This window comes from Pinisolibacter sp. (assembly GCF_036782435.1).
In the GTDB taxonomy this organism is placed as follows: Bacteria; Pseudomonadota; Alphaproteobacteria; order Rhizobiales; family Ancalomicrobiaceae; genus CALBKH01.
The window spans coordinates 1-11,799 of sequence record NZ_DAIPZB010000079.1; the positions used below are offsets into that span (position 1 = coordinate 1).

General features: G+C 64.8%; 11 protein-coding genes. 4 read left to right on the top strand and 7 right to left on the bottom strand.

All coding sequences use genetic code 11. The features are described 5' to 3' along the window. Window positions 1-3,049: strawberry notch-like NTP hydrolase domain-containing protein (locus tag V7Q42_RS20510; protein WP_333826127.1), on the bottom strand; the 3,049-nt coding region annotated here is incomplete at its 3' end. 172 nt (window positions 3,050-3,221) lie between these two features. Between V7Q42_RS20510 and V7Q42_RS20515 the strand changes: the two genes are divergently transcribed. Both V7Q42_RS20515 and V7Q42_RS20520 read left to right on the top strand, forming a co-directional pair. After that, a complete protein-coding gene (locus tag V7Q42_RS20515; protein WP_333826128.1) occupies window positions 3,222-3,497 on the top strand; it encodes an AbrB/MazE/SpoVT family DNA-binding domain-containing protein in 276 nt (91 codons plus the stop codon). After that, the gene (locus tag V7Q42_RS20520) at window positions 3,484-3,873 is read left to right on the top strand and encodes a type II toxin-antitoxin system VapC family toxin (protein WP_333826129.1); all 390 of its coding nucleotides are present in this window, start codon (window positions 3,484-3,486) and stop codon (window positions 3,871-3,873) included. The genes V7Q42_RS20515 and V7Q42_RS20520 overlap by 14 nt, the downstream gene beginning before the upstream one ends. A gap of 114 nt (window positions 3,874-3,987) precedes the next feature. On the opposite strand, the gene V7Q42_RS20525 is transcribed toward V7Q42_RS20520, so the two are convergent. The 5 genes from V7Q42_RS20525 to V7Q42_RS20545 all read right to left on the bottom strand — a co-directional run bounded on the left by V7Q42_RS20525 (window position 3,988) and on the right by V7Q42_RS20545 (window position 8,577). Continuing rightward, window positions 3,988-4,290 carry a helix-turn-helix domain-containing protein gene (locus V7Q42_RS20525; protein WP_333826130.1) on the bottom strand — a complete coding sequence of 101 codons (303 nt, stop codon included), beginning with the start codon at window positions 4,288-4,290 and terminating at the stop codon, window positions 3,988-3,990. A 117-nt stretch (window positions 4,291-4,407) separates the two neighbouring features. Continuing rightward, the gene (locus V7Q42_RS20530) at window positions 4,408-4,623 is read right to left on the bottom strand and encodes a DUF6117 family protein (protein ID WP_333826131.1); all 216 of its coding nucleotides are present in this window, start codon (window positions 4,621-4,623) and stop codon (window positions 4,408-4,410) included. Between the two features lie 103 nt (window positions 4,624-4,726). Continuing rightward, entirely contained in the window at window positions 4,727-6,868 is a 2,142-nt protein-coding gene (locus V7Q42_RS20535; protein WP_333826132.1) for a ParB/RepB/Spo0J family partition protein, read from the bottom strand. 159 nt (window positions 6,869-7,027) lie between these two features. Then, complete coding sequence (locus V7Q42_RS20540; protein ID WP_333826133.1) at window positions 7,028-8,221, bottom strand: DUF932 domain-containing protein; 1,194 nt, start codon at window positions 8,219-8,221, stop codon at window positions 7,028-7,030. 179 nt (window positions 8,222-8,400) lie between these two features. Beyond that, the gene (locus V7Q42_RS20545) at window positions 8,401-8,577 is read right to left on the bottom strand and encodes a hypothetical protein (protein ID WP_333826134.1); all 177 of its coding nucleotides are present in this window, start codon (window positions 8,575-8,577) and stop codon (window positions 8,401-8,403) included. Between the two features lie 325 nt (window positions 8,578-8,902). On the opposite strand from V7Q42_RS20545, the gene V7Q42_RS20550 reads away from it, so the two are divergent. Together V7Q42_RS20550 and V7Q42_RS20555 are read left to right on the top strand one after the other, a co-directional pair. Then, window positions 8,903-9,799 (top strand): tyrosine-type recombinase/integrase, encoded by an 897-nt coding sequence (locus tag V7Q42_RS20550; protein ID WP_333826135.1) that lies wholly within the window; start codon window positions 8,903-8,905, stop codon window positions 9,797-9,799. A 9-nt stretch (window positions 9,800-9,808) separates the two neighbouring features. Continuing rightward, entirely contained in the window at window positions 9,809-10,888 is a 1,080-nt protein-coding gene (locus V7Q42_RS20555) for a hypothetical protein (RefSeq protein WP_333826136.1), read from the top strand. Here V7Q42_RS20555 and V7Q42_RS20560 read toward each other — a convergent pair. After that, window positions 10,848-11,799: hypothetical protein (locus V7Q42_RS20560; RefSeq protein WP_333826137.1), on the bottom strand; the 952-nt coding region annotated here is incomplete at its 5' end. The genes V7Q42_RS20555 and V7Q42_RS20560 overlap by 41 nt on opposite strands.

Genomic DNA, 11,799 nt, shown 5'->3' on the forward strand with positions numbered 1-11,799 from the left:
GCGGCGGCTGCGCCTGATTGGTCCTGTTGGTGCGGCCGAGCCCCTGGATGGCGGCGTCCGCCTTCCAGCCGGGCTCGAGCAGATAGTGGACGCGCAGGCGCTGATTTCGTGCCGCGAGGTCGGCGTGATAGCTGCGCCCGGTCCCTCCGGCATCGGAGAAGACGAGGATGCGTTTGCCGTCGTCCATGAAGGCGGCGGTCTCGGAGAGATTGGCGGACGGGGCGCGGGTCTCGACGGCGAAGCGATCACCCTTGCGGACGATGCGGCGGGAGCGGCCGGTCACTTCGGCGACCTTCTCGATGCCGAAGCGCTGAACGATCTGATCGAGGGCTCCCGGCACCGGCGGCAGGCTCGCCAGATGCTCGATCAACTCATCGCGCCGGGCGACCGCCTCGCGGCTCTCGACCGGCTGGCCGTCGCGATAGACCTGGCGCGAGGCGAGATTGCCCTCGCCGTCGGTGAAGGGTTCGTAGAGCTGAACCGGGAACGAGTGGGCGAGGTAGTCGAGGACATATTCCCGCGGCGTGATGTCGACGCGAACGTCGTTCCATTCATCCGTGGGGATCTCGGCGAGGCGACGCTCCATCAACGCCTCGCCGGTCGAAACGATCTGGACGACGGCGGCATGGCCCGCCTCGAGATCGCGGTCGACCGCTGCGATCAGCGTCGGCGTCTTCATCGAGGTGAGGAGATGGCCGAAGAAGCGCTGCTTGGCGCTCTCGAAGGCGGAGCGCGCGGCCGACTTCGCGCGGGCGTTCAGGGTGCCCTCCGAGCCGGTGATGTTGGCGGCCTTCATCGCCGCATCGAGGTTGCGGTGGATGATGGCGAAGGCGCCGGCATAGGCGTCGTAGATGCGGCGCTGCTCGTCACTCAGCCGATGCTCGAGCAGTTCGTATTCGACGCCTTCAAAGGAGAGCGAGCGCGAGGTATAGAGGCCGAGCGCGCGCAGATCGCGGGCGAGTACCTCCATCGCCGCGACGCCGCCGGCTTCGATCGCCTCTACGAACTCGGCCCGGGTGGCGAAGGGGAAATCCTCCCCGCCCCACAGGCCGAGCCGTTGGGCATAGGCGAGATTGTGCACCGTGGTGGCGCCGGTCGCCGAGACGTAGACGACGCGAGCATCAGGTAGCGCATGTTGCAGACGCAGGCCGGCGCGGCCCTGCTGCGAGGGGGCGACGTCGCCCCGCTCGCTCTTGCCACCGCCGGCATTCTGCATGGCGTGGCTCTCATCGAAGACGATCACGCCGTCGAAGGTCGAGCCGAGCCAGTCGACGATCTGGCGGACGCGCGAGGCTTTGTCGCCGCGATCCTCCGAGCGCAGCGTCGTATAGGTGGTGAAGAGAATGCCCTCGGTGAGGGTGATCGGCCGGCCTTGGGCAAACCGCGACAGCGGCGTGACCAGCAGGCGTTCTTGGCCGAGGGCCGCCCAGTCGCGCTGCGCGTCCTCGATCAACTTGTCGGACTTGGAGATCCAGACGGCTTTCCGTCGGCCCTGCAGCCAATTGTCGAGGATGATGCCGGCCGACTGACGGCCCTTGCCGGCGCCGGTCCCGTCACCGAGCATGAAGCCGCGGCGGAAGCGGACGGCGCTCTCGGCGTCGAGGGGCGCCGCCTTCACGACGTCCCAGGTCTCGTCGACCGTCCACCGGCCGGCGAGATGGCCGGCGTGGGCTTCCCCGGCATAGATCACCGTCTCGAGCTGCGCTTCGGAGAGACGATCGCGGATGTCGGCGGGGAGCCTCGGTCGATGGTTCGGCTTCGGCGGTGCAACCGAGGCCATGGCGGTGGACTGCACCAACCGGGTCGGATGGGGCGCGGCGCCGGGGATGCGGATCGACTGGAGGACATGGTCCTCGTAGATCGCCTCGGTCAGCCGGGCACCCTCGGGCGGTGCCCAATCGACGGTCTCGTAGGCGAGCTCGACGCCTTGCTGTTCCGAGGATGCCACAGCGGGATGACGAAGATGGACGGGGAACGAACGCGGCTTCTGCGCGATAGACCCGATGGTCGAGGGACGCGGAGTACGGGCCGGTGGTACTTCCACGCGCCGGCGCGGCGGCACGCCTGCTCCGATCCAGGTCATCAGCGTGGTGACGTCCGACGCCATGCCGATCGAGGAGGGCAACGCCGTCGGATCGTCGGCCGGAACCTTGTCGATAACGGTGACGCGGGTCGGAGCCGTCGTCCCGTGTCGGGCGAAGACCGAGCCGGCGATCGCCGCGGTGAAGACGAGGCGACCGCGTTCCTGAAGGCGCACGAAGGTGTCTCGCCACTCGGGCGCATCCGGGCCGACATTGGCGCCGGTGATCGCGACGAGCCGGCCACCGGGGGCGAGGCGGGCGAGCGCCGAGGCGACGTGGCGGAGGCCGGCATCGGCGACGCGGCCCATCACATGCGCCAGCGCCGAGAACGGCGGATTCATCACCACGATGGAGGGAACGGCGCCCGGGCCGAGATGATCGTCGATCTGCGCGGCATCGAATCGGGTGACGCGAGCCGACGGGAAGAGCGACGCCAGCAAGTCGGCGCGGGTCTCGGCGAGTTCGTTGAGCACGAGCCGGCTACCGGCGATCTCGGCGAGGACGGCGAGGAGCCCGGTGCCGGCCGACGGCTCCAGCACCATGTCGCCGGGCCCGATCGCGGCGGCAGTGACGGCGGCGAGCCCGAGCGGGATCGGCGTCGAGAACTGCTGCAGCGCCCGACTTTCCTCCGAGCGACGGGTATGGGTCGGCAGAAGGGCCGCGATCTTCGAGAGCGCGGCGAGCCGAGCCTCGGGCGACGACGCTTTGCGGAAGAGGGTGCGGCCGAACTTCCGCAGGAAGAGGACGGTCGCGACCTCCCCCACCTCGTAGGCGTCCTTCCAGTCCCAGACTCCGGTTGCATCGGACGCCCCGAAGGAGGCCTCCATCGCACTGCGCAGATGCCCAGTTTTGATCGGCTGGCCCCGTTCGAGTTGGGGCAGCAACGTGTGTGCAGCGGCGAGGATCGCTGCGGCGGGTGCGACAGCCGATGCGGTCGCGGCATCGGAGGGGGAAGGCACGACGTTCATCGGGAACCCCGAGGAGAGCGAGGACGAGGTCTCCCGGCCGGCGCTCTCTTCCTCCGCCCGGGTTCACCCCGTCCCGGCCGCCCTCTTCCTCTCGGCGTTTCCCCTCCCCCGGCCTTGAACCCCGGCAAGGTCGAGACTATCTTACCTACGTCTTACTCTTGGGGCGCGCGTCATGGCCGGATCCGATCCACTCCTCACCAAGGTCTCGACCAAGGGGCAGGTCATCCTGCCCAAGGCGATCCGCCGCTTACGGAACTGGGATGCCGGTACGCGGCTGGTCGTCGAAGACACCCCTGACGGTGTGCTCCTGAAGCCGGCGCCGGCCTTTTCTCGGACGCGGCCGGGCGAGGTCTTCGCCATGCTCCCGGTGAGCGGAGCGCCGAAGTCGCTCGACGAGATGGATGCCGCCGTTCTGGCCGAGGCTCGCCGTCGCCATGATCGCGATTGATACGAACCTGGTCGTCCGCTACCTGACCGGCGACCATCCCGAACAGTCGGCTCGCGCGAGAAAGCTCGTCGACGAGAATTCAGTCTTCGTCGGCCTCACCGTGATCCTCGAAGTCGAATGGGTGTTGCGCAGCGCCTACGGCTTCGTGGTCGGCGACGTCACGCGCGCCTTGCGCGCCTTCGCCGGTCTGGCGAACGTGACGATCGCGGAAGCCGATCTCGTCGCCGCCGCGCTCGACCTCGTGGACAGAGGCATGGACTTCGCCGACGCCCTCCACCTCGGACAAGCCCGAGCCTGCGAGCGCTTCGTCACCTTCGACCGGAAATTCGTGAAGGCGGCCCGTGCGGCAGGGCACGACGAAGTGCAGGAAGCTTGATCCGTCCGCTTCTCGGGTCGTCGAAGCGAAAAAGCGCCCGACCGTGAGGTGGGCGCGTTGAAGAGAGACAGGGAACGCTCGAGCGGTTCGATCGTCGACGACGATGGTTCGACCTCAGATGATCGTCTGTAGCCCCTTGTCGGCGATGACGTTGAGCAGTTTCAGCGCCGGACCGGTCGGACGGGTTTCGCCTCGTTCCCACTTGCGAACGGTCGAGGCACTGGTGTGCAGGTGATGGGCGAACACCGGCTGGCTGAACTGCAGGCTTTCACGCAGCCGCTTGATGTCGGCCGCATTGAACTCCCGCACCGGCGGTGGGCAGATGGCGTCGAATTCCCGCATCGTCACCTTGCCGATCGCGCCGGCCTCGTGAAGCACGGCGAGATCGCTCCGCAACGGCTCAGTGATCCTACGCACGTTACAACTCCCCAAACGCGACCGCGCCGCATTCAGAAGGCGAGCCACCTACACCTCCGAACCATACCCGATACGGGTATATTCTCCATATCGCATCGCGTCCGCGAGGCTGTCCGATCACCCAGGCGGGACATAGGCCTCGAACGGGTCCCCCCCGGCTAGGTGGCCGAAGGGCGTGAAGACGTAGTCCTCGCCGGCGCGTCCGACGGCGCAGATGACCCAACGCGGTGCGCCGGTCGCGGCGTCGGCGCATTCCATCAGGGCGAGATCGTCATTCTTCGCGGCGCGCAGCAGAGTCTCGAAGTTCGCCCGCGCGTGTTCGGGGATGCTCATGAGAGGAGACCTTTCCTGAAACGAGAACGCCCGGCATCACCGCCGGGCGCGGGATCGGTGATGGAAGCAGGGAGAGGACGAGGCCCCTCCCCGCGTCCTGCAATCATTCCGCCGCGGCGGACAGCTCCTCCTCGTCGGTCGTCGCGCCGTCCTCGTCGCCCGAGGCGAGGAAGGCCGGCAGATCGCCCTCGTCGACACCGTCAGGCTCGACCATCGGATCGGCGACCGCACCGTCGAGATCCGATCTCCGCAGCGGCTCCGGCACCCAGCCGGTCTCGGCGAGCAGGCGTTCGGCCTCCTTCGCCATGTCGCCCTTCTTCAGGTGATCGATGAGCTGCACCGCCCGTTCGCCGGCGCCTTCTCGCACCGCCTCGAGGATGCGCGCCTTGGGGACGCGGCCGAGGTAGTTGGCGACCGTCGGCCGCCAGCCCGCCTCCACCATGTCGAGCCCGACCGCGCGGGCCAGCCGATCGGCCTGGGCGAGCCGGGTGCGCAAGGCCAGCTCGGTGATGCCCGAGCCGCCATAGGGGTTCGGCTTTTCGTGAAGAGCGTTGACGCCGTAGGAAACGCAATGGGCGAGGAGCGCCATCCGGCTCGCCTCGTCGAGCGCGTCGAGCCAGTCCCACAACGCCTCATCGTCGGCGGGCAGGTGATCGCCCCACTGCTCCTGCCGGTCGGCAACCGCCTTGGCCGACGGGCAGTCCTTCAGCTCCTCGTTCTGGGCGGGGAACCAGACCTGGCGGACGCTCGCCTCCAGGCAACCGGTCGGCGCTCGCGATGAGAACGTGTCCGACACCAGCTTGTGCAGCAGCAGCGTCATCGCGACCTGTGGATGATCTGCGACCGCATCGCGGAGCGCCAGCGTGCGATGGGCGGTCAGCTCGGCGAGGAGCCGATCGGGCAGCGGCTTCAACCCGTCGTCCTCCTCGTCCGTCTCGATCGCCGCCACCGGTTCTCCGGCGAAGATGAGGGTGCTCGGTCGCGCGATCCGCGCATCGCGTCCGAGCTCGGGGTTCTCCTCCACGTCGAGGATCTCACCCGTCTCCGCGTCGATCATCGGCTCGTCCTCGGGGCGAACGTAGCCGCGCTCGACCGTCAACCGCCCCTGCGGATCGAGACCGACGAAGGCGCCGGCACGGCCGACCTCGGCCGGGTCGAACCGCATCGGTCGGTCCTCGAAGCCGGCGAGCGCCGTCTCGATCTCCCCGAGCCGCGTGTCGACCCCGTCGGGGTATTCGTCGGCCGTGGCATGGTCCGGTTCGATGCGATCGCGCTCCGCCTCCAGCGCGGCGATCGTCGCACGCTCCTCCTCGGTCAGGTCGACGGCCGCGCCGGTGAGCCGACGCAGGCCCTGGGTGTGGCCATAGGGGAAGCCGATGGCGGCCTCGACCCACTTCCAGCCCTCGCCCACGATCTCGTCGGCTGCGGCCTTCAGCTTCTCGGCGACCAGCCGATCGAGCAGAGCGACGTCCTCGAGCCAACCGCCGCCGTCGGTCTGGAAGAGATCGCGCAGCACGGTCCCGCCCGCCGCCTCGTAGGCTTCGACGCCGACGAAGAGGGCCCGCTTGTCGGAGGCCGCGACCGAGGTCTCGGTCAGCGCCCGCCGGATGTTCCACGGCTCCTTCTGCCAGCCGTGGCGGACCGCCTCCCACACCAGCTCCTGGCGGGCGTGATCGGAGGAGACGGTGAAGGCCATCAACTGCTCGAGCGTCATCGCGTCCTCGGCGTAGAGATCGAGCAGCTTCGGTGACACCGTGACGAGACGCAGGCGCTGCTTCACCACGGCGACGCCGACGAAGAAGGCGGCGGCGATCGCCTCCTCGGTCATCCCCTTGTCGCGCATCGCCTGGAAGGCGCGGAACTGATCGAGCGGATGGAGCGGCGCCCGCTCGATGTTCTCGGCGAGCGACAACTCGTCGATCAGGATGTCGCCCTTGGCCTCGGAGACGATGCAGGGCACCAGCGCGGTCCGGGCGAGGCGCTTCTCCTTCACCAGGCGTTCGAGTGCCCGATAACGCCGGCCGCCGGCCGGCACCTCGTAGAGGCCGGTCTCGCGGCCCTCGGCATCGACCACGGCACGGACATGCAGCGACTGGATGAGCCCGCGCCGGGCGATCGACTCGGCGAGCTCCTCGATCGATAGCCCGGCCTTGACGCGCCGGACGTTCGACTGGCTCAGCACCAGCTTGTCGAAGGGAATGTCGCGCGACGACGCCAGCGTGATCTTCGGGGAAGTCTTGGTCATGGATCCTGCTCCACGACGAGCGCCGAGAGACCCTCTCTCCAGCCCGAACTCGTCACGAAGCAAAGCGCCGCCCTCTTCCTCTCGAGGACGGCGCCGCAACGACGGGAACACAGATGGGACCGGGAATCGAGGGCGAGGCGATCACCCCGCCCGTCAGGATCAAGCCGCTCGGTCGAGCAGCTTCTTCGCCTTCGCCTCCATGTCGAGGCGAGCGTCCTGATGCGGCTTGTCGCGGGCGACGGCCGTGATCCCCTGGACGAAGTCGAAGATGCTCGCCGGCGGGTGGCCCTCCTCGGCGAGCACCGTCTCGATGATCTTCGCCGTCTCGCCTTTCGAGAAGCCACGCCGACGCAGGAAGTCGCTGCGGTCCTCGTCGGTCTTGGCCACGATCCGCTCGCGCGCCGCCCGGATGCCCTCGACGAAGGGACGCGGCGACGAGTTGGCGAAATTCATCAGCGCCGGCGCCGCCTCGTGGGCGAAGCGCGAGGCGGCGTATTTCGAATGGCGAATGGTGATCTCCTCGAAATCCTCGACACCCCAAAGGTTCCGGTTCTGGCACACGGCGCGCAGATAGAAGCTCGCCATGCCGAGCGTCTTGGCGCCGACCTCCGAGTTCCAGCAGTAGAAGCCGCGGAAGAACAGGTCGGGAGAACCGTCGGGCAGTCGTCCCGCCTCGATCGGGTTGAGATCGTCGACGAGAAACAGGAACACGTCGCGGTCGCTGGCATAGAGTGTCGTCGTGTCCCGGGTGACGTCGACGCGCGGATTGTAGATGCCGGTCGACCAGTCGAGCACGCCAGGGACCTTCCAGCGCGTGTCACCGGTGCCGTTGCCGGCGATGCGCTGTACCGCCTCGACCAGTTCGTGGTCGTAGATGCGGCCGTAGTCCGGGCCGGTGACGGCGCGCAGCTCGACCCGGCCGTCGTCGGTCTCGAGCGTCTTGATCTGCTCACCGCGGTGAGTGCCGAGCCCATACTGCAGATTGATGCCGGCGAGCGCGGCGGGGAGCTGACGCAGATAGGTGGTGGGCGCGCCGACCTGGGCGGCGAGCTGACCGAAGCTCCAGTGCGTCGGCAGGACCGGCGCCTCCGCCCCCGGCAGGATCAGCGCCAGACGCTCGCCATCGCTGCGGTTCGCCTCGACATGGATGTGGTCGGTCGCGACGACTCGGGTGCGGCTGCGCTCCGACCGGTCGCGCACGGCGCGCCCGAGGTCACCGAGCGACAGAAACCGCTCGTCGCCGGGCCGCGAGAACCACTCCGACGACACCCGCCCGACCCGCTCGCCGCGCGTCACATCCACCTTGTAGCCGCCGCTCGCCTCGCGCCGCGCATCGAGAACCTGCATGTTCATGGAACCGATCTCCGCGACGGGCGCCGGAAGACCCTCTCTCCGGCCCTCACCCGTCACCGACCTGCCGTCCGCCCTCTCCCTCTCGCGGCCTCCCGGCACGGCGGGCGCCCGAGGGGCGGGCCTCGGTCGCCGCGGCACGCCTCCTTATCGGGGCGCCTTCGTCGCGTGGGGAAGCGGGCTCAATGAGCCCGCCACGGATCGTATTCGGCGAGGACCTCGACATCGTCGCCCTCGTCGAGTTCGTCGGCCGGGAGGACGCCGAATTCGGCACCAGAGCGAAAGAGAACGACCGGGACCATCAGGGTGCGGGCGAGATCGAGCGCGTGAGACCGAGCGAGAGCGAGATCGTGGGACATGCGGAGGCTCCATCCGGGAGCGGGGCCGATCCCCGCTCGATGGCTCCCCCAAATGTCGAAGCTCGGCCGCGATCACCGCAGTGGCGGCACGTTCACGTAGCCGACCCCGAGCGGGTTGATCGTCACGAGGCCGGGGTTCGACGGGATGCCAGCGAAGAGAGCGGGGATCGGCGACGCCTCGCGGTGAGGGCTTTCACAGCCTCATCGAACCGAAAGCAGTCCAGAGCTGCATCGCAGCGCGACCCGCACCCTGCACGCGGATGAGGAGGAATTTCAGCCGTGGTAAGCCTCCGAGGCAACCTTCCCCGTCTCCGGAGCAGAACCCATGGACCTCCTCGCCGCCTCCGCCGCGTTCCTGCGGCATTGCCGAACCGGTCGCGACCTCTCGGCCAACACGATCAAGGCCTACACCCAAGATCTCGGCGATCTCCGACGCTACCTCGCCGACGGCGCTCACGCCTCGCCTGCCACCGCTTCGGGTCTGACCGCCTATGCCGAATGGCTGATCGGCCCACGCGGGCTCGCTCCGGCCACGGTGAAGCGACGCCTCGCCTGCCTGCGCGCGCTCTTCGCCTGGGCCGAGCGGCGAGGCGACATCGCTGCCTCACCGTTCCGAACCGCCGAGGTACGGATCCGCCTGCCCAAGCGCTTGCCGCGCTGCCTTACTGCTATCGAACTGCGGCGCCTTTTCACCGGACGCCGTGAGGCCTCGGCGCCGATCGCGCTCGCGGTGCTGCTGCTCTTCACCACCGGCATGCGCGTCGCCGAACTCACGGCCCTGCGGGTCGGCGACATCGACCTCGAGCGCCGGACGCTGCGGGTTCGCGGCAAAGGCAATCGCGAACGGCAGGTGTTCCTGACATCGAGCGAAGTGGTCGGCGAGCTACGTGCCTACCTCAAGGATCAGGGAATGCACCGCGCAGGGCCATCGACACCAATCCTGCGCACCGACGCCGGTGGCCGGATGTCCACCGACCGCATCCGTCGAGGCCTACGCCGTCTCGCGGAGCGGGCCGGGCTCACCCGCCGCATCACCCCACACATGCTGCGCCACTCAGCTGCGACGAGCTTGCTCGAAGCCGGCATCGACATCCGCTTCGTCCAACGCCTTCTCGGTCATCGCTCGATCTCCACGACGGAAATCTACACCCACGTCAGCGACGAACGGCTGAAACAAGCCGTTCTGAAGGCCAACACACTGGGGAGGCTGAGGGTGGGATAACTGAGAATTATGACCGTCCCCCTCGAACATGTTGTCCTCATCTACGAGAGCCGTGCACGTTGGGTTACGCGGAAAATCGATGATGGGTGGAGCCGAGACGATGCTCAGATTGCTTCTTATTGGCTTTTTGCCGAAGACGACGTGTTGCTTCTATCCGATTTACTGAGGTTTTCCACTCCATCATTCTGCATTCATATCTATGAAATCGAACAAATAGATGAATTAATTGATTGGATAAAAGGAATTGATAGATCTAAATTGCTTATATGGAACGTATCAGACGGACTTAGACAATTTCGCGGTTCGCTAATTCCAGCCTTGGCTAGGCTACTAAAAGTATCATATTTCGGAAGTCCGATTGCCGCGCAAGCTTTGGCTCAGGATCGTTTCAAACTATCTGCTGTAGCCAGTGAAGCAGGGATATTGGTTCCTCGCTGTTTTTTGGCGCGAGGCGCCAAGATTGTCAGTGCACCACATACCATCTTTGATGGATCTCGCTATTTTGTCAAAACGAATTCTTTCGGAAACATGGTCGGATTGAATGCCAATCGAGCTGTGCTTGATATTCGATCCGCCCTGATCGCGGCCGAAGAGATAGATTGCCGTTTTCACGACGAAAGTTTGATACAGGAGTATTTACCCGGGATAGAAATTCGAGCAAGTTATATTGCCGGAACGGCTGATGACAGCTTTTCGCTATGTCTCGTCGACTTTTTTGACAAGGAGGGGGGAGTGATCCCTCACTATGAAATTGCCCCTTCTGGGTACATCGGTGATGACTACTTTAGGCCAATCGAAGAAGTTGATGTTCTTGATCACCTAGAAGTGGAACGCCTTTATCGCGAGGTGGGCAGGTCAGTTAATGTCTTAAAAAGAATACTAGGACTTAAGGATTACTGGGCGATGGACTTTCGTTTGGATGCGGGAGGCATCCCGAAACTTATCGACTTGAACACTGGCGCCTTTCCCAAGGGCGATGCATTCAGACACCACGCCCGGCTAAGGCATTCGGCCGATTTTGGTGATGCTCTCGCAGCCTGTCTAAAATTCAGTCATGCCCAATCCGCAGAGCATCCTCCGGAGGAGTGAACCACTCCTGTATGATGGCCGAATTCATCGGTGGGATGAAAAAATCCCAATGATGCAGCACAACTGGATAGTAGACAAAGCGACCCTCCAAGTCGGAGCAAGATATATCTACGTAATAATCGCCGTCATATTTGCTTGATATCATCTTTTTCTTCTTACGTTCAAAATGATGGGCCGACTCATGATTCGCTGGAATAAGCGACTCTCGCAGTGCCCGCGCGAGAAGATCCTCATCTCCAAATCGCCAGGCGAATGCCGCAATATTCGAATAACTCATCATTTTGAATGTAGGATCAGCAAATCCACCGGGTCTAAATAGACTCTCCAAACTGTCACATGCCTCCGTTCCGAGCGCATAGTCGCCGGTCAATATTGCATATACAACTGTATTGTTTTCGCAAGAACAGACGTCATATGCCTGATAGGCACGGTCCCGGAGATATCTGAGTAGCGATATTGCTGTCTCATAATTCCCTCTAAGCAAATTTATAACCGCTATATTATTTATTCCATATGTGTACTCACGAGAACCCATCTGCTCAAGCGGTGTGATCGAAGTATCCCATAAATCGACATCGCACCCGTCCAGCTTCATAAGATCGATGCGGCACGCTATAATATTATGCGCGATCTTTGCGGCTATGTATGGATGGACATTTCGTGGGGGATCGTATGCTGAATATTGCGCCTGAGCTGCAACACCATGAAGGAACCCATCAAGCACACCAAGGTATGATTTTGCATGAACCGTTAGGGGGAGACCGCAAGCTTCCCCGAAGTGCTCTCGCGCAGCAGCATATCGTCCAAGACCAACCAATGCGGAGCCAATCATGATATTGCAGATCCCGGCTAAACGTAAGAGTCCGTTTTGAAAATCACGGATGAGCGTTTCGCCTGAGGAGATTGCCACC

What these genes read in the sequence shown, in the direction of transcription:
- V7Q42_RS20555 (WP_333826136.1), top strand. Translation starts at nt 9,809, where the DNA reads ATGACCGTCCCCCTCGAACATGTTGTCCTCATCTACGAGAGCCGTGCA.
- V7Q42_RS20535 (WP_333826132.1), bottom strand. Translation starts at nt 6,868, where the DNA reads ATGACCAAGACTTCCCCGAAGATCACGCTGGCGTCGTCGCGCGACATT.
- V7Q42_RS20545 (WP_333826134.1), bottom strand. Translation starts at nt 8,577, where the DNA reads ATGTCCCACGATCTCGCTCTCGCTCGGTCTCACGCGCTCGATCTCGCC.
- V7Q42_RS20530 (WP_333826131.1), bottom strand. Translation starts at nt 4,623, where the DNA reads ATGAGCATCCCCGAACACGCGCGGGCGAACTTCGAGACTCTGCTGCGC.
- V7Q42_RS20520 (WP_333826129.1), top strand. Translation starts at nt 3,484, where the DNA reads ATGATCGCGATTGATACGAACCTGGTCGTCCGCTACCTGACCGGCGAC.
- V7Q42_RS20550 (WP_333826135.1), top strand. Translation starts at nt 8,903, where the DNA reads ATGGACCTCCTCGCCGCCTCCGCCGCGTTCCTGCGGCATTGCCGAACC.
- V7Q42_RS20540 (WP_333826133.1), bottom strand. Translation starts at nt 8,221, where the DNA reads ATGAACATGCAGGTTCTCGATGCGCGGCGCGAGGCGAGCGGCGGCTAC.
- V7Q42_RS20515 (WP_333826128.1), top strand. Translation starts at nt 3,222, where the DNA reads ATGGCCGGATCCGATCCACTCCTCACCAAGGTCTCGACCAAGGGGCAG.